The sequence below is a fragment of the Streptomyces sp. LaPpAH-108 genome (assembly GCF_000373625.1).
Classification (GTDB): Bacteria; Actinomycetota; Actinomycetes; order Streptomycetales; family Streptomycetaceae; genus Streptomyces.
In genome coordinates, this window is the sequence record NZ_KB891999.1 from 89,501 (window position 1) to 106,041 (window position 16,541).

16 protein-coding genes are annotated in these 16,541 nt (G+C 73.4%); 6 read left to right on the forward strand and 10 right to left on the reverse strand.

The genetic code is table 11. From position 1 onward, the window contains the following. Position 1: 1 nt before the first annotated feature. From B079_RS0129155 to B079_RS0129165, 3 genes are all read right to left on the reverse strand, one after another. Positions 2-205: a hypothetical protein gene (locus tag B079_RS0129155; protein ID WP_018549389.1), complete on the reverse strand. Its 204-nt coding sequence runs from the start codon at positions 203-205 to the stop codon at positions 2-4. Between the two features lie 234 nt (positions 206-439). After that, complete coding sequence (locus B079_RS0129160) at positions 440-862, reverse strand: SRPBCC family protein (protein ID WP_018549390.1); 423 nt, start codon at positions 860-862, stop codon at positions 440-442. Positions 863-881: 19 nt separating this feature from the next. After that, a complete protein-coding gene (locus B079_RS0129165; RefSeq protein WP_018549391.1) occupies positions 882-1,892 on the reverse strand; it encodes an aldo/keto reductase in 1,011 nt (336 codons plus the stop codon). Positions 1,893-2,076: 184 nt separating this feature from the next. Here B079_RS0129165 and B079_RS32930 point away from each other — a divergent pair, with 184 nt between their 5' ends. Next, positions 2,077-3,084 carry a LysR family transcriptional regulator gene (locus tag B079_RS32930; protein ID WP_018549392.1) on the forward strand — a complete coding sequence of 336 codons (1,008 nt, stop codon included), beginning with the start codon at positions 2,077-2,079 and terminating at the stop codon, positions 3,082-3,084. Between the two features lie 50 nt (positions 3,085-3,134). On the opposite strand, the gene B079_RS0129175 is transcribed toward B079_RS32930, so the two are convergent. Beyond that, positions 3,135-4,316 carry a hypothetical protein gene (locus tag B079_RS0129175; protein WP_018549393.1) on the reverse strand — a complete coding sequence of 394 codons (1,182 nt, stop codon included), beginning with the start codon at positions 4,314-4,316 and terminating at the stop codon, positions 3,135-3,137. A gap of 153 nt (positions 4,317-4,469) precedes the next feature. Between B079_RS0129175 and B079_RS35345 the strand changes: the two genes are divergently transcribed. Further along, on the forward strand, positions 4,470-4,646 hold the full coding sequence (locus tag B079_RS35345; protein ID WP_018549394.1) for a hypothetical protein: 177 nt from the start codon (positions 4,470-4,472) through the stop codon (positions 4,644-4,646). Positions 4,647-4,688: 42 nt separating this feature from the next. On the opposite strand, the gene B079_RS0129185 is transcribed toward B079_RS35345, so the two are convergent. The 5 genes from B079_RS0129185 to B079_RS0129205 all read right to left on the reverse strand — a co-directional run bounded on the left by B079_RS0129185 (position 4,689) and on the right by B079_RS0129205 (position 10,973). Next, the gene (locus tag B079_RS0129185; protein WP_018549395.1) at positions 4,689-5,885 is read right to left on the reverse strand and encodes a histidine kinase; all 1,197 of its coding nucleotides are present in this window, start codon (positions 5,883-5,885) and stop codon (positions 4,689-4,691) included. A gap of 31 nt (positions 5,886-5,916) precedes the next feature. Next, positions 5,917-7,638 carry a cation acetate symporter gene (locus B079_RS0129190; protein ID WP_026249196.1) on the reverse strand — a complete coding sequence of 574 codons (1,722 nt, stop codon included), beginning with the start codon at positions 7,636-7,638 and terminating at the stop codon, positions 5,917-5,919. Continuing rightward, complete coding sequence (locus B079_RS0129195) at positions 7,635-7,973, reverse strand: LPXTG cell wall anchor domain-containing protein (RefSeq protein ID WP_018549397.1); 339 nt, start codon at positions 7,971-7,973, stop codon at positions 7,635-7,637. Before B079_RS0129195 ends, B079_RS0129190 begins: the two co-directional genes overlap by 4 nt. Positions 7,974-8,090: 117 nt before the next feature. After that, positions 8,091-8,948, reverse strand: coding sequence for a LytR/AlgR family response regulator transcription factor (locus B079_RS0129200; RefSeq protein WP_018549398.1), 858 nt, complete (start codon positions 8,946-8,948; stop codon positions 8,091-8,093). 147 nt (positions 8,949-9,095) lie between these two features. After that, complete coding sequence (locus B079_RS0129205) at positions 9,096-10,973, reverse strand: ABC transporter ATP-binding protein (protein WP_037802288.1); 1,878 nt, start codon at positions 10,971-10,973, stop codon at positions 9,096-9,098. Between the two features lie 215 nt (positions 10,974-11,188). Here B079_RS0129205 and B079_RS0129210 point away from each other — a divergent pair, with 215 nt between their 5' ends. Then, positions 11,189-12,166 carry a lysylphosphatidylglycerol synthase transmembrane domain-containing protein gene (locus tag B079_RS0129210; protein ID WP_420705806.1) on the forward strand — a complete coding sequence of 326 codons (978 nt, stop codon included), beginning with the start codon at positions 11,189-11,191 and terminating at the stop codon, positions 12,164-12,166. Positions 12,167-12,182: 16 nt separating this feature from the next. On the opposite strand, the gene B079_RS0129215 is transcribed toward B079_RS0129210, so the two are convergent. Further along, the gene (locus tag B079_RS0129215) at positions 12,183-12,836 is read right to left on the reverse strand and encodes a TetR/AcrR family transcriptional regulator (RefSeq protein ID WP_018549401.1); all 654 of its coding nucleotides are present in this window, start codon (positions 12,834-12,836) and stop codon (positions 12,183-12,185) included. An 89-nt stretch (positions 12,837-12,925) separates the two neighbouring features. Here B079_RS0129215 and B079_RS0129220 point away from each other — a divergent pair, with 89 nt between their 5' ends. The 3 genes from B079_RS0129220 to B079_RS0129230 all read left to right on the forward strand — a co-directional run bounded on the left by B079_RS0129220 (position 12,926) and on the right by B079_RS0129230 (position 16,529). Further along, complete coding sequence (locus B079_RS0129220; RefSeq protein ID WP_018549402.1) at positions 12,926-14,350, forward strand: amidase; 1,425 nt, start codon at positions 12,926-12,928, stop codon at positions 14,348-14,350. A gap of 99 nt (positions 14,351-14,449) precedes the next feature. Further along, entirely contained in the window at positions 14,450-15,214 is a 765-nt protein-coding gene (locus tag B079_RS0129225) for a crotonase/enoyl-CoA hydratase family protein (RefSeq protein WP_018549403.1), read from the forward strand. A gap of 220 nt (positions 15,215-15,434) precedes the next feature. Then, entirely contained in the window at positions 15,435-16,529 is a 1,095-nt protein-coding gene (locus B079_RS0129230) for a mechanosensitive ion channel family protein (protein WP_026249200.1), read from the forward strand. Positions 16,530-16,541: the final 12 nt, after the last annotated feature.

Consider the following 16,541-nt stretch of genomic DNA (forward strand, 5'->3'; position numbering starts at 1 on the left):
CTCAGGGACTGTCCTCGTAGTAGGCGAGGGGGCGGCCCGCCGTCCGGCGGTCGCGTTCCAGCAGCTGGCGCAGTACCTCGGTCAGCACCGGATGGTCCACGCCGTGCGGCTGCGGCGCGTGACCGCCGCCCGCGCCGAAGCGGAACCGGACGGCCCGGTCGGGGCCGTCGGCCACCGGATGGTCGGCCGGCCGGTGATTCGACACCGCACTCCCTCCACGCGAGGCCACGCGGACGTGGCTGTGCCGTGGGGCGCCTCACGCGACACGGCGACGGGCCAATCGTAGAGCCCGACCGGCCGCCTTGGACCCCGCAACGGGCCTTCCACCGCAGGCGAGTCGGGGCCCTGGGCCGGGTGGGGCACGCATGTGCGGGAGCGGTACGGCACCGGGGTGCGGACGAGGCCGCCCCGGTGCCGTCCCGCTGCGCGCCGGGCCGGGTCAGGCGCCGGTGCGCAGCGTCCGCTCCAGCGCGGCCAGGCCCTCGCGGTAGATGTCCTGGAACAGGGCTTCCGCCTCGGCCGGGGTGACGCCGTCGGGGGTGAAGGTGCCCGACCACGCGATGCGCGCCGTGCCGGGGTCGGCCGTGGGGTGGACGGTCAGGGTGGAGAGGTAGCCGGTGACCGGGAAGGGGGCGTCGAGGATCGCGTAGGTGTAGCTGCGGGCCTCGTCGTCGAAGGCGCGCAGGCGTTCGACGATGATCTCGCCCTCGGCGTTGGTCAGCCTGCGGACCCGGCCGCCCTCGGTCAGCTCGCTGTGCGGGATGTAGGGGAGCCAGTCGGGCAGGGAGCCGAAGCCGCCGATGAGCCGCCAGACGTGGTCGGGGGTGTGGGGGACGTCGATGGACGCGGTGGTGCTTGCCATGGTGCTTTCCGGGTGGGGCTCAGGCGGTGGGGACGGGGGCGGCGGCGGAGATCAGCTTCTCCGCGCGCAGGTCGGACCAGAAGGCGGCCGGGACGTTCTCGCGCAGGGCGGCGGTGTCCTCGGCGATGCGGCCGGGCCGGGTGGCGCCGGGGACCACGGCGGCGGTCGCCGGGTGGGCCAGGGCGAAGCCGAGCGCGGCGGCCTTGACGCTGACGCCGTGCCGCGCGGCGAGGGCCTTGATCCGCTCGACCTTGTCGATGATCGCCTGCGGTGCCCGCTGGTACTCGAAGTGCGTGCCGCCCGCGAGGATGCCGGAGCTGTACGGACCGCCGACGACCATGTCGACGCCCTGCTCGACGGCGGCCGGGAGCAGCCGCTGGAGGGCGCGGTCGTGGTCGAGCAGGGTGTAGCGCCCGGCCAGCAGGAAGGCATCGGGCTGCGGCTCGTCCAGGTCGAGGGTCAGCTCGATCGGCTCGACCTTGTTGACGCCGAGGCCCCACGCCTTGATGACACCTTCGTCGCGCAGCTGCTGCAGGACGCGGAAGGCGCCGGTGCGGGCGGTCTCGAAGCGGGCGAGCCACGCGTCGCCGTGGAAGTCTTGGGCGATGTCGTGCACCCAGACGATGTCCAGGCGGTCGGTGCGCAGCCGCTTCAGGCTGTCCTCGATGGAGCGCAGGGTGGCGTCGGCGGTGTAGTCGTCGGTCATCCGGTTGGGGCGGCCGTGCTCGAAGAGGCCGCCCTTCTCACCCAGCTCGCGCGCGGCCGGGTCCTCCACGTCGTCGTGGATGACGCGGCCGACCTTGGTGCTCAGCACGTACGCGTCGCGCGGGCGGTCGGCCAGGGCTTCGCCGAGGCGCAGCTCGGAGAGTCCGGCGCCGTAGAAGGGGGCGGTGTCGAAGTAGCGGATGCCGTGGTCCCAGGCCGCGGCGACGGTGGCCGCGGCCTCCTCGTCGGGGATGGCGCGGAACATGTTGCCCAGCGGGGCGGTGCCGAAGCCGAGCTTGCCGGGGAGGAGGGACTTGATACCCATGAGTGGCGTCGATCCTTTTCACGAGGGTTCGGCAGTTTTTGTCCCGCAGTATGCACTCTTGCCGTTTCTGCTGGCTTTTCGTCGTTCTTGCGGGTTCTGCCGTTCTTGCCCTGTCGAGGCTAGGATCGATGCTTGAGACTGTCCAAGACTTGCTTGGATACACTTGAGTCCCCCGAGGTCTTACATGCTCGATCTGCGCCAGCTCCGGTACTTCGTGACCGTCGCGGAGACGGAACACGTCGGCCGCGCCGCCGAACGCCTGCACATCTCCCAGTCACCGCTCAGCCGCCAGATCGCCCAGCTGGAGAAGACCCTCGGGCTGACCCTGTTCGAGCGCAGCCAGCAGCGCATCCGGCTCACCGCCGACGGCCGGGTCTTCCTCTCCGAGGCACGGGCGCTGCTGCTGCACGCCGACCGCCTGGAGAACCTGGGCCGCAGACTCGGACGCGGCGAGGAGGGCGGCCTGTGCATCGGGTACGCCGCCGACGCCATGCACACCGGGGTGCTGCCGCGCGCGCTGCGGGAACTGCACGACGAGCGTCCCGGCATCCACGTCGCGCTCTACAACCACCCGGCGGCCGAGCAGTTCGAGGGGCTGCGCCGCCGCAGTCTGGACATCGCCCTCGTGTCCGAGCCGCCCGCCGAGGACGACCCCGACCTGCGCGCCGCGCCGCTCCTGGACGATCCCCTGCTCCTCGCGGTGCCGAGCGGGCACCCGGTGGCGGACCTTACGGAGATCACGCCCGCGGATCTGGAGGGGCTGCCCTGGATCGCGGTGGAGAACAGCCGCCGCCCGGCCTGGCGGGACGAGTTCATCGCCGCGTGCGCCGCGTCCGGGTTCGCCCCGGACGTCCGCCTGGAGGCCGCCGAACCGCTCACCGCGCTCGGTCTCGTGGCCTCGGGGCTAGGTCTCGCGCTGGTCCAGCGGAACATGCTGCGCGGCGAGGCAGCGGGGGTGACGGTGCGCGAACTGCCCTGGCTGGACATGTCCGTTCGGCTGTGGGCGGTGTGGCACCGGGTCGATCTGCGGGCGGTGGTCGCGTCGTTCCGGGAGACGGTGCTCGCCGCCCGCGAGGAGGCGGGCGGCGGGACGAAGGCCGAGGCGGTCGGCGAACGGCTGGACGTGGCGGTCGGCGAACGGAAGGGCGCGTCCGGGACGGGCCACCGCGAGGAGACGGACCCGCCCGCCTGAAGTGGCCGCCCCGCGCAGTACCACGGCAACGCTCGGCGCCGCGGCAACGCTCAGTACCGCAGCAGCGCCGCCACCCCGCCCGCCTCCGCCAGCGTGCCGTCGGGCACGAACAGCACAGGGGAGTCGGCGGCGATCGCCCGGTCCACCAGCTGTTCCACGATGTCGGTGGCCACGCCGATGGTGTGCGGCGGGGGCGTCACATCGGGCTTGGGCTCGGGCAGCGTGACCGGCTTGGGCACCTCGGCCAGCTCCAGGACCCGCCCGTCCTCGGTGACCCGGCCCGCGAGATACAGCCCCTCCTCCACGATCAGCCGCTGCACCCGCTTGTCCGCGACGGCGGTCCACACCTCCAGCGGCCCGCCCGCGTACTTGCCCTGCCCGCGCGCCTCGTTCAGCGCGCCGACCGCCTCGGCGACCTGCCGGTCACGGAACTCGTCGAGCACCGGCTCCAGCCGCTTCATCAGGTCCTGCGGGCGGTCCTTGTCCATGCCGGTGAGCGGGAGCGTGCCCGAGATCGCGGTGCCGTGCGTGGTCACGTCACGGAACGCGGAGAGGATCTTGTCGCCGCCGATGACGAACAGCGGCACGTCCCGGTGCTCCTCCAGCGCCTCGCCCAGCTTCCGGTCCACCCGGCGCAGATACTGCTCGACCCGCGCCCGGTGTCCCTCGTAGGGCGCGGAGTGCGGGATGGCGCCGGGCAGCGCGTCCTCGGGCGAGGGGATCTCCGGCCGGCAGGGGAAGCCGTGGTGCTCGACCTGCGTCAGACGCCGGACCGCGCCGTGGTAGAGGCGGCACATCTCCTGGTCCAGGACCAGGACGAGGAAGGGCCGGGAGCGCTGTTCGGCCGCGTCCAGATAGCGCGTCAGGAACGACTCCGCGAACTCGACGCGCGGCTGCACGGGTGCGAGGGAGGTCATCTGCCAGACCTGGACCGGCTCGTCGGCGGCCACGTAGACGACCATGGCGTCGTCCGGGTGGAAGGGGTCGGCGACGCGCTCGATCACCGCGGGCTCCAGCAGGTGGTCCCGCAGCTCAAGGCGCGTCTGCCGCCCCACCTCCGGGTCGTCCGCGAGGCGGCGCTTGGCCTCGGTCACCAGGTCACGCAGGAGGATGCGGTCCTTCTCGCTGAAGGGGAAGTCCGGATCGGTCGGCATCACCATCGTGATGGCGGGGTACGCACGGCGCTCGCTCAGAGCGGCACGGATCTCGGGAGTCAGCTCAGAGGTATGCACCAAGTCAGCGTCGCACCGCGCCCCGGGACACGCACCTCGAAACCCGCCCGCGCGCGGGACCACCCGAACGGCCGCCCGCTCGCCACCCGTACGGCTGCGGCGTACCGTGAATCTAACGAAATTCCGGGTGCCGTCACCCCGAGGAGCCGAGTCATGCGTAAGAACTCTCCGGTCAAGGGACACCACGGCCTCGGCGCGCGCGGCCAGGGCAAGCTGCTCTACTACCACACGCAGATCCCCGAGGCAGCAGCCAAGCAGTCGAAGGGTCAGCCGCACGACAACCACCGCCAGCAGCAGGAGCGCCGCCGCTCCGACGGCCGCTGGACCTGATCCGCTCATCGCCGGGCCCACCCCGGGCGCCGCGCCGGACCCTCACGTCCGGCGCGGCGCCGGGCGGAACTTGGGAACCCGTACGGTGATCTTCGTACCGGCGCCGACGCCGGTCTCGACGACCAGGCCGTACGGGTCTCCGTACACCTGGCGCAGCCTGCGGTCGACGTTGCTCAGGCCGATGCCGGTGGCGGGGCCCGCGGTGCCGCGCAGGACGGCGCGGGCCCGCTCGGGTTCCATGCCGACGCCGTCGTCCTCGATGACGACGCGGGCCTCGGTGCCCTCGTCCTCCGCGATGATCGTGATGCGGGCGCGCTCGGCGGACTCGGCGAGGCCGTGCTTGAGCGCGTTCTCCACCAGCGGCTGGAGGCACAGGAACGGCAGGGTGACCGGCAGCACCTCCGGGGCGATGCGCAGGGTCACCGCGAGACGGCGGCCGAAGCGGGCGCGGGCCAGCTCCAGATACTGCTCGATGGAGCGCAACTCCTCGGCGAGCGTGGTGAAGTCGCCGTCCCTGCGGAACGAGTAGCGCGTGAAGTCCGCGAACTCCAGCAGGAGTTCACGGGCGCGCTCGGGGTCGGTGCGGACGAACGAGGCGATGCTCGCGAGCGAGTTGTAGATGAAGTGCGGGGAGATCTGGGCGCGCAGGGCGCGGATCTCGGCCTCGATGGCGCTGGAGCGGGCCCGGTCCAGGTCGACCAGTTCGAGCTGGACCGACACCCACCGGGCGACCTCCCGCGCGGCGCGCACCGGTACGGCGTCCTCGCGGTCCGCGAAGGCGGCGAGGACGCCGGTGACCCGGCCGTCGACGGTCAGCGGGACGAGGACACCCCGGCGCACGGGGCAGCCGTCGTGCGCGCAGGACAGTTCGACGCTCTGTTCGCGGCCGGTGCGCACGGCCTGCGCGAGCAGCATCGCCGTCGCCTCGCGGTGGTGGTCGCCCGCGCCGTCCCAGGCGAGGACGGTGGCCTCGTCGGCGAGGGCGAGGGCGACGGTGCCGAGCAGCGGGCGCAGCCGCCGGGCGGCCTTGCGGGCGGTGTCGGGGGTGAGCCCGGCGCGCAGGGGCGGCGCGGCGAGCGAGGCGGTGTGCAGGGTGTGGAAGGTGGCCTGTTCGACGGGGGTGCCGGGGCCGGCCGGGTTCTCCTGCTGGCGGCGGACGGCGACGTGGCCGAGGGCGGCGCCCAGGACGAACAGCGCGAGTGCGGCGACGGCGAGCAGCAGCACGCCGAGCGCGCTCATCGGGGCCTCCGGGGCGATGTGATCACTCGTGTCACCGGCCCGCGCCCGCCTTCTCGGGCAGATGCAGCCGGGCCATGGTGGCGGCGGTGCCGGGCGGCACCCGGTCGCGGGTGGCCAGGGAGATCAGCACCATCGCGGCGAATCCGACGGGCACCGACCAGACGGCGGGCCAGGCCAGCAGGGTGTGCGGCCAGCCGGAGCGGGCGCCGCCGACGATGGTCGCGGTGACGGCGGTGAGCGCGGAGCCGCCGCCGAGGAGCAGTCCGGCGATCGCGCCGGGCGGGGTGAGGCCGCGCCACCAGATGCCGAGCACGAGCAGCGGACAGAAGGAGGACGCGGAGACGGCGAAGGCGAGCCCCACCGCGTCGGCCACCGGCAGCTCCCCGACGAAGGCACCCGCGGCGGCGGGCACCGCGATGGCCGGGACGACGGCGGCCCTGAAGTGCCGCAGGCCCAGGGCGGGCAGCACGTCCTGCGCGAGCACCCCGGCGACCGACATGGTGAGTCCGGAGGCCGTGGAGAGGAAGGCCGCGCAGGCACCGCCCGCGACCAGCGCGCCGAGCAGATCGCCGCCGACCCCGCCGATCAGCCGCTGGGGCAGGACGAGCACCGCGAGGTCGGTGTCGCCGGTGAGCAGCAGGTCGGGGGCGTAGAGCCGGGCGAGCGCGCCGTAGAGCGGCATCGGGAGGTAGAAGGCGCCGAGCAGGCCGAGCACGATCAGGGTGGTGCGGCGGGCGGCGCGGCCATCGGGGTTGGTGTAGAAGCGCACGACGACGTGGGGCAGGCCCATGGTGCCGAGGAAGGTGGCGAGGATCAGCCCGTAGGTGGCGTAGAGGCCGTGCTGTTCGCGGTGCGGGGACTGCGGTTGCGCCCAGCTCGACGGGGCGGACCCGGTGGTCGCCCGGTCGGGCAGCGGGACGCGGGCACCGGCCGGGAAGCGCAGGCTCGTGTGCGCGCCGATCCGGTGGCGGCCCTCGGTGAGCCGGAGCGTGCCGTCCTTCAGGGTGCGCCCGTCCACGGTCCCGGAGACGGCGCTCACGCGGACCGGTTCGCGCACCGTCACGGCCAGCGCGTGGTCCACACGGACCTCGGTGGAGCGGTGGAAGACCGGACGGTCGTCCCACACGGGCGCGGGGGCGTGGTCGGAGCGCCAGGCCAGCAGCAGGAACACCACCGGCACCAGCAGTGCGGTGAGTTTGAGCCAGTACTGGAATGCCTGCACGAAGGTGATGCTGCGCATGCCCCCGGCGGCCACCGCGGCCGTCACCACGGCGGCGACGACCAGGCCGCCGAGCCAGCCCGGCGCCCCGGTGAGCAGCCGCAACGTCAGCCCGGCACCCCGCAGTTGGGGGAGCAGATAGAGCCAGCCGATGCCGACGACGAGGACTCCGGCGATCCGGCGCACGGCCCGCGACTCGAGGCGCGCCTCGGCGAAGTCGGGCAGCGTGTACGCCCCGGAGCGGCGCAGCGGCGCGGCGACGTAGACCAGCAGGACGAGGAACCCGGCCGTGTAGCCGATCGGGAACCAGAGCATGTCCACGCCCTGGGCGAGGACCAGTCCGGCGATGCCCAGGAAGGAGGCGGCGGAGAGGTATTCGCCGCTCACCGCGAAGGCGTTGAGGCGTGGGGCGACGGTGCGCGAGGCGACGTAGAAGTCCGAGGTGGTCCGCGAGATCCGCAGGCCCAGCGCGCCGACGAGGGCCGTGGCGAGCACCACGGCCGACACTCCGGCGATTCCGTACGTCTGGTTCAACGCCCGGTCACGTCACCCTCGTTGCGCTCGGCACGCCGGACGTACCAGGCGCCGATGGCCAGCAGGGCGGGGTACGGCGCGACGCCGAGGGCGAGCCAGACGGCGAGGGGCACGTCGGCATTGCCGGTGGCGGGCAGGAGGTGGAAGAGGACGGGGAGCAGTCCGAGGAAGAGCGCGAGCAGGGCGGTGACGGTGAGCGCGGCACGCAGCTGACGGTTCATCAACTGTCGTACGGCGAGCCTGTTCTCGAGGGTGTTCGCGGGTCCGGTGCGGGTGCGCGCGGTCGGCTTCCCCGTGATCACCTCGCGGCGCGGCGGGACGGGCTCCGCACCCATGACGCACCCCCGAGGCCCCTGGTGATCGGCTAGTTGCGGCGAGTGTACGCAGCACGTCAGCGGTGAGGTAGCCACCTGACGCGGTTCGGCACACGGTCGCCACAGGGCGGTGCCGCCTCAGCGGGGGCGGTCGGCCGCGCGGGTGGCGCGGCGGGCCAGCAGGTCGCGCAGTTCGCGGGCGTTGCGGCGGCTGACGGCGAGGACGCGGTCACCGACGCGGACGGTCACGTTCCCGCCGTCCAGGCGCAGTTCCTCGATGCGGGCGAGGGCCACGAGGTGGCTGCGGTGGATGCGCACGAACCCGTGCGGGCGCCACTGCTCCTCCAGGGTGGACAGCGGGATGCGGACGAGGTGGCTGCCGTACGGGGTGTGCAGCCGGGCGTAGTCGCCCTGCGCCTCGGCGTGGACGATGTCGGAGACGGGCACGAAGCGGGTCACCCCGCCCAGTTCCACGGGGACTTGGTCGGTGCCACCGCTTCCTGGTGGAGCGGCGGGGACGGCCGGTCTCGGGCCCTGTCCGGCGCGGGTCAGTTCGGCCACCCGGCGCACCGCCTCCGCGAACCGCTCGGCGCGCAGCGGCTTGAGGAGGTAGTCGACGGCCTTGAGGTCGAAGGCGCGCAGCGCGAAGTCCTCGTGCGCGGTGACGAAGATGATGAGCGGCGGGGCGGCGAACCCGCCGAGCAGCCGGGCCAGTTCGAGTCCGCTGAGGCCCGGCATGTGGATGTCGAGGAAGACGACGTCGATGGCGCCGGTGCCGTCGGGCCCGGCCTCGACCGCCCGGCCGAGCAGCCGCAGCGCCTCGGTGGCGTCCAGGGCGGGCAGCACGTCGCCGACGCGCGGATCCTCGCCGAGGAGGTACAGCAGCTCTTCGAGGGCGGGTTCCTCGTCGTCCACGGCGAGGACGCGCAACGGGGGCGCGTGCGAAGCGAGTCGGGCGGTGGGATCGGTCTGCCGTGCCCGTTCCGTGGAACTCATCACCGCTGCTCTCTGCCCCGACGCGCCCGGTGCGCCGGGCCTTGCCCGAGGAATGGTGGTCCAACGGGACCGCCGCCGTCGAGACCTGCGACGACGGCGGTCGTACGGGACGGAGGGGGCACCGGCCGGTCGGGAGAGCCCCGCCCGTCAGGCCACCGCCTCCGCCTCGTCCCGTCGCGCCGCGAACTGCGTCCGGTACAGCTCGGCGTAGCGCCCGCCCGCCGCGAGCAGTTCCTCGTGCGTGCCGCGCTCCACGATCCGCCCCGCCTCCACCACCAGGATCTGGTCGGCGGCCCGTACGGTGGACAGCCGGTGGGCGATCACCACGGCGGTGCGGTCCCGCAGCGCCTCGGTCAGGGCCTCCTGGACGGCCGCCTCGGCGGTGTTGTCCAGGTGGGCGGTGGCCTCGTCCAGGATGACGACGCGCTGGCGGGCGAGCAGCAGCCGGGCGATGGTCAGGCGCTGGCGTTCGCCGCCGGAGAGCCGGTAGCCGCGTTCGCCGACCACGGTGTCCAGGCCGTCGGGCAGGGAGCGTACGACCTCGGCGAGGCGGGCCCGGCCGAGCGCGTCCCACAGCTCGGTGTCGGTGGCGTCCGGGGCCGCGAGGAGCAGGTTGGCGCGGACGGTGTCGTGGAAGAGGTGGCCGTCCTGGGTGACCATGCCGACGGTGGCCCGCAGCGAGGCGCCGGTCAGGTCGCGCACGTCGGTGCCGCCGACACGCACGGCCCCGGCGTCCACGTCGTACAGCCGGGGCAGCAGGTGGGCGATGGTGGACTTGCCCGCGCCGGAGGAGCCGACGAGGGCGACCGTCTCGCCGGGTGCGGCGCGGAAGGAGATGCCGTGCAGGACCTCGGCGCCGCTCCGCCGGTCGAGCGCGGCGACCTCCTCCAGGGAGGCGAGGGAGACCTGGTCGGCGGCCGGGTAGCCGAAGCGCACGTCCTCGAACTCGACCGCGACCGGGCCCTCGGGCACCGGTGCCGCGTCCGGCTTCTCGGTGATGAGGGGCTTGAGGTCCAGCACCTCGAAGACCCGCTCGAAGCTGACCAGCGCGCTCATGACCTCGACGCGGGCTCCGGCGAGCGCGGTCAGCGGGGCGTAGAGGCGGGTGATCAGCAGGGCGAGGGAGACGACGGCGCCCGCCTCCAGGGTGCCGTGCAGCGCGAACCAGCCGCCGAGCCCGTAGACCAGCGCGAGGGCCAGGGCGGAGACCAGGGTCAGGGCGGTGATGAACACCGACTGCGCGGTGGCGGTGCGCACCCCGATGTCGCGGACCCGGCGGGCGCGCGCCGCGAACTGGGCGGACTCCTCCTCCGGCCGTCCGAAGAGTTTCACCAGGGTGGCGCCGGGTGCCGAGAAGCGCTCGGTCATGCGAGTGCCCATGGCCGCGTCGAGCGTCGCCGCCTCGCGCTGCATCAGGGCCATGCGGTGGCCCATCCGGCGGGCGGGCAGCACGAACACCGGGAGCAGGGCGAGTGCGAGCAGGGTGATCTGCCAGGACAGGCCGAGCATGACGGCGAGGGTGAGCAGCAGGGTGACCAGGTTGGTGACCACGCCGGACAGGGTGCCGGCGAAGGCCCGTTGGGCACCGATCACGTCGTTGTTGAGTCGGCTGACGAGCGCGCCCGTACGCGTACGTGTGAAGAAGGCGACGGGCATCCGCTGCACATGATCGAAGACAGCGGTGCGCAGATCGAGGATCAGGCCCTCCCCCAGGGTCGCCGACAGCCGTCGGACCAGGACGCCGAGTCCGGCCTCCGCGACGGCGACCAGCGCGATCAGCACGGCGAGCCGTACCACCGTGCCGGAGTCGTGGCCCGTCACGATGGCGTCGACGACCCGCCCGGCGAGCACCGGCGTGGCCACCGCGAACAGCGCGGCGACGATCCCGAGCAGCACGAAGCGGAGGATGCCCGCGCGGTGCGGGCGGGCGAAGGCGGCGATACGGCGCACGGTGGCGCGGGCGAGGGGGCGCTGCTCCTGGGCGTTCAGCACGCTGTGGAGCTGTGTCCACGCGGTGGTCTCCATGCTCATGAACGGCACCGTAGAACCTCAAGCTTTGTTGAGGTCAAGGCGTGCGTCGCCCCACCCGCTCCACCGTCCCCAGGAACCTCCCCACCCCGCTCCCCGCGAAGGCTGCCGCCATGACCGCTCCCGCTCCCGCCCGTCCGCTGCCCGGCCGCAAGCCGCTGTCCGCCCCGCCGCCACCCGCCGTTGGGGCGGCGGGGGAAGCCTCCCCGGGTGTGACGGCGCTGACTTCTCCTCCTCCACGGCCGCTGCGGCGCTTCCGTGTCCGCGTCCAGGTCCGCCGCGTGCTGTGCCTGGTGCCGCTGGTGCTGGTCGCCGTGGTCGCGGTGCGCCACCGCTCGGTCCTGGCCGAGGGGTTCGGGCAGGTGCGCACCGCGTCGTGGCCGTGGCTGCTGGTGGCGGGCGCGGCGACCTGTCTGACCTGGGTCGCGGCCGCGTGCACCCGCCAGGGCGCGGTCCTGCGCCCGCTGCCCAAACGGCGGCTCCTCGCGACCCAGTTCGCGGCGGGCGCGGCCAACCACCTGCTGCCCACCGGCCTCGGCGCGAGCGCGGTGAACCTGCGCTTCCTGACCGTGTGCGGGGTGCCCCTGGCCCGCTCCTCGGCCGCGCTCGCCCTGTACCTGCTGGCCGAGTGCGTGGGCCGCCTCGGCCTCCTGGCCGCGCTCCTGATCGCCTTCCCGGACGCACTGCGCCTGCACCCCGTCCTGCCCGACGGCTCGGCGCTCCCGCTGCTGCTGGGCGGCGCGGCCCTGGTGACGACGGCGGGCGCCCTCCTGTTCCTGGTACGGCGGCTGCGCGCGACCGTCGCCCGTTTCCTCCGGGAAGCCCTGGGCGAGGCCCGCTCGGTGCACCGGCGCCCGGCCCGCGCCCTGGCCCTGTGGGGCGGCGCCCTGGCCTTCCCGGCCCTCCAGGCGGCCGGACTCGTCGCGGTCGGCCGCGCGCTGGAACTTCCGGTCCCGGCCCCCCACGCGGCGCTGGCCTACCTCGCCGCGACCACGGCGGTCGCCCTCGTCCCCACCCCGGGCGGCATCGGCTCGGTGGAGGCCGCCCTGGTGGTCGCCCTGGTCGCGGCAGGCGGCCCGGCGGCCGTGGCGACGGCGGTGGTCCTGGCGTACCGGATGATCACGGTGTGGCTCCCCCTGGTGCCGGGCGCGCTGACGCTGGGGGCGTTGGTGCGGCTGCGGGTGATCTGAGCGAAGCGCGGTCCCCTCAAGGACGTGGCGAGGGGTCCTGGTGGTCCTTTCGAGGGCGGATGCCGAGGCGCTCCCAGAGGCCGGCCAGATGTGTGCGCAGGACTTCCTCGGCTTCCCGCCCGGTCAAGTGGCCGATGAGCACATGGGTGGTGAGGCCGTCCGCCAGGGCGAGCAGAGCGCGAGCCTCGCGCTGCGGGTCGGGCGGCGTGGCGCCTTCGTCGGCCGAGTCGGTCTCGGTGGCCTCTGCGATGAGGCGGACGAGGAGGGTCTGGAGGGCCGTGTAGCTGATTCTCAGCGGACCGGCGAGTGACTCGCTGACAGCGGCCTGGGCGACGAACGCGAGCCAGATCCGTGCTTCCGCGCGGTGTTCCTCGCGGAGCAGGGCGATCTCGTCGGTCGCGTGGCCCAGGACGGCGGCGGCCGATCGGTCCGGGCTTGCGGCCAGGCGGTTCCTCACCCGCTCGGTGATGCGCTCGCCGACGTGGTCGACGGCGAAAAGCAGCATCTCCCCCTTGCTGCGGAAGCAGCGCTGGACGGCGCCCACGGAGACCTGCGCGCGGGCGGCAACATCACGCATGCTCACCCCCTCCGGCCCGTGTTCGTCGGCGAGGAGGCAGACGGCCTCGGCGATCCGGCGGCGTCGGCTCTCGTAGTCCACCTGTTTGGGCATGCGCGGTCGGCCTCCTTATTCCAATACGATCGTATCGGTTCCGGGCTATGGTGCGGACCCGGGTACTTCGGCATGCGGAGGAAAGCACGATGATCAGGCAGGACGCCCTGTGGGGCATGACGGCCGCCGCCCAGGCGGAGGCGGTCCGAAGCGGAGAGATCTCGGCCCTCGAACTGGTCGACAGTCACCTGGCCCGCATCGCCGAGGTCAACCCACGGGTCAACGCGGTCACGCAGCTGATGGCCGAGCGAGCCCGTGAGGCAGCGGCGCGGACGGACCGGCGGCGAGCGGCGGGCGAAGAACTCGGGCCACTGGCCGGGGTGCCGTTCACGGTGAAGGAGACCACCGCTGTCGAAGGCGTGCCGACCACGCTCGGAACGGCACGCTTCCGCGACATGGTGGCTCCGGCCGACGCGCCCCCGGTGGCCCGGCTCCGCGCGGCCGGAGCCGTACCGATCGGCCACAGCAACATGCCCACCCTGGTCCTGGCCGGGATGCACACCCGCAGCGAACTGTTCGGCGACACCGTCAACCCGTGGGACCGGAGCCGGACCCCGGGCGGCAGCAGCGGCGGTGACGGAGTGGCCGTCGCCACCGGCATGGCCGCGCTCGGACTCGGCAACGACTCCGGCGGATCGGTACGGATCCCGGCCTCGTTCTGCGGGGTGACGGGGCTGAAGCCGACCACCGGACGGTTCCCCGCCGACCACCGCGTCCTCGGCCCGGACGACCCGGGCCCGGCCTCACAACTGCTGGTCACCGACGGGCCCCTGGCCCGTACGGTCGCCGACCTGCGACTGGCGTACGAGACACTGGCCGGGACCGACCCCCGCGATCCACGGGCCGTTCCCGTGCCCCTCTACGGCGAGCCGCTGCCGGGGCCGCTCAAGGTCGCGGTCGTCGCCGACCCCGGAGGCCACGGCGTCCACCCGGCGGTCCGCGGGGCCGTCACGGCGGCGGCGGACGCGTTGCGCGACGCGGGGTACGACGTACGGGAGTTGGCCGACGTTCCGCGACTGGACGAGGCACTCGAGGCGTACGGCCGGATCACCGTGACCGAGTTCGCGCCGACCTGGCCGGTGGTGCGCAAGCTGCTCGGCGAAGGCCAGGACCGCTACATCCGGTGGGCCATGGAGAAGACCCCGCCCGCGACCGCCGCGGAACTCACGAAGCTGATGGGGACCTGGCTCACCATCCGCCGTTCCTGGGCGGAGTTCCTCCACGCATACCCGCTCCTGCTCGGGCCGGTGTTCACCGAGCCGCCCGTCGAGCCGGGCCTGGAGTCACGTGACGAAGCGGGACGGGAACGGGTCGCCTCGGGCATGCGCCTGTGCACGGTGACCAGCTTCGTGGGCGTGCCCGCGGTAGCCGTACCGACCGGAGTCCACGACGGACTGCCGTCCGGCGTGCAGATCATCGGGCGCGCCTTCCGGGAAGACCTGTGCCTGGCCGCCGCCCAGGAGATCGAGGACCGCCTCGGCGTGCTCACACCGATCGACCCGCGCCGCGGGTGACCCGACTCGACCGGTTCTCCCGCTCCGGGCCGCGCGAGCGGAGTATGGGACCGCACAACCCGAGAAGACCGTGATCACCGAGCGAGGAGAAGAGCAGCCGTGTCGGTCCGTGTGGAGCGCAAGGGGTTTGTCACCACCGTCGTCCTGTCCCGGCCGGAGGCGCGGAACGCGGTGGACGGGCCGACGGCCGTCGAACTGGCCGATGCCTTCCGGGCGTTCGAGGCGGACGACGGTGCGCGGGTGGCGGTGCTGTGGGGTGAGGGCGGGACGTTCTGCGCGGGGGCGGATCTCAAGGCGATCGGTACGCCGCGCGGGAACCGGGTCGAGGAGGGTGGGGACGGGCCGATGGGGCCGACGCGGTTGCGGCTGTCCAAGCCGGTCATCGCGGCCGTCGCCGGGCATGCCGTGGCGGGCGGTCTCGAGCTGGCGCTGTGGTGTGATCTGCGGGTCGCCGAGGAGGACGCGGTGTTCGGGGTGTTCTGCCGCCGCTGGGGCGTCCCGCTGATCGATGGGGGCACGGTACGGCTGCCCCGGCTGGTCGGCACCGGGCGGGCGCTGGACATGATCCTGACCGGGCGGCCGGTGGAGGCCGCCGAGGCGCACGCGATCGGGCTCGCGGACCGCGTCGTACCGAGGGGGCGATCCCGGGCGGCGGCCGAGGAGTTGGCCGCCGCCATCGCCCGGTTCCCGCAGGACTGTCTGCGTGCCGACCGGGCGTCGGTGCTCGACCAGGAGGGGCGGCCGGAGGAGGCGGCGATGCGGGACGAACTGCTGGGCGGGCGGGACGTGTTGGGCGAGGCGTTGCGGGGTGCGCGGCGGTTCGCGGACGGGGCCGGGCGGCACGGTTCTTTCACCGGGCTGTGAGCGGGGGCCAGTTACCCGCAGTAAGCGATCATGCTCCGCCGTCCGGGTGCGGAACGCCCTCCGGGATACGGCAGGATGACGAGCGAACGCGCCCGCCGGTGCACGGCGTGCGGCGCGCCACGGCACATCCCGGACTTCGAGCAGGTGACAACGTGACGAGACTTCACTTCAAGCTCCACGCGGCCGTGTCGGCCCTGGGAGGCGGCCGGTGAACCACGTGCTGACCCGTGAGGCGACGCTGGACGACCTCGTGCTCGCCGGGATCGCCCTGGCGGCCGGTGTGGTGCTGGCCTTCCTGTCCCGCACCGTGCTGCGCTGGCTGGCCAAGCACGCCAAGCGGACCAAGTGGAGCGGCGACGACGTCATCGTGGACGCGCTGCGCACGGTGGTGCCGTGGGCGGCGATAGCGGGCGGGGCGGCGACGGCCGCGGCGATGCTGCCGCTGACCCGGACCACGAAGCACAGCGTGTACCAGATCCTCGAGGTCTGGATCATCTTCGTGGTGACGCTGTCCGCGGCCCGGGTGATCGCGAACCTCGTGCACGCCGTCACCCAGTCCCGCTCGGGGGTGGCGGGCTCGGCCACCATCTTCGTCAACATCACCCGGGTGCTGGTCCTCGCCATCGGCTTCCTGGTGGTGCTCCAGACGCTCGGCATCTCCGTCGCGCCCCTCATCACCGCCCTGGGCGTCGGCGGTCTGGCCGTCGCGCTGGCCCTCCAGGACACGCTGGCCAACCTCTTCGCGGGCATCCACATCCTCGCCTCCAAGACCGTCCAGCCGGGCGACTACATCCGGCTGAGCAGCGGCGAGGAGGGCTACGTCGTCGACATCAACTGGCGTCAGACGACCGTCCGCCAGCTCTCCAACAACCTCGTGGTCATCCCCAACGGCCAGCTGGCCAAGACCAACATGACCAACTTCACCCGCCCCGAGCAGCAGCTCACGATGCTGGTCCAGGCGGGCGTGGGCTACGACTCGGACCTCGAACACGTCGAGCGCGTGACCGCCGACGTCGTGGGCGAGGTCATGACCGAGATCACCGGCGCCCTCCCCGAGCACGAGGCCGCCATCCGCTTCCACACCTTCGGCGAGTCCCGCATCGACTTCACCGTCATCCTCGGCGTCGGCGAATTCAGCGACCAGTTCCGCATCAAGCACGAGTTCATCAAGCGCCTCCACCGCCGCTACCGCGAGGAGGGCATCACGATCCCGGTCCCGGCCCGCACGGTGACGCTGCAGCAGGGGGCGCCGTTGATTCCGCATCAGCGGAGTGCCGGCGACGTACCGGCGGGTCCGGCACTGGCCGACCAGTGAGCCGGGTGGCGG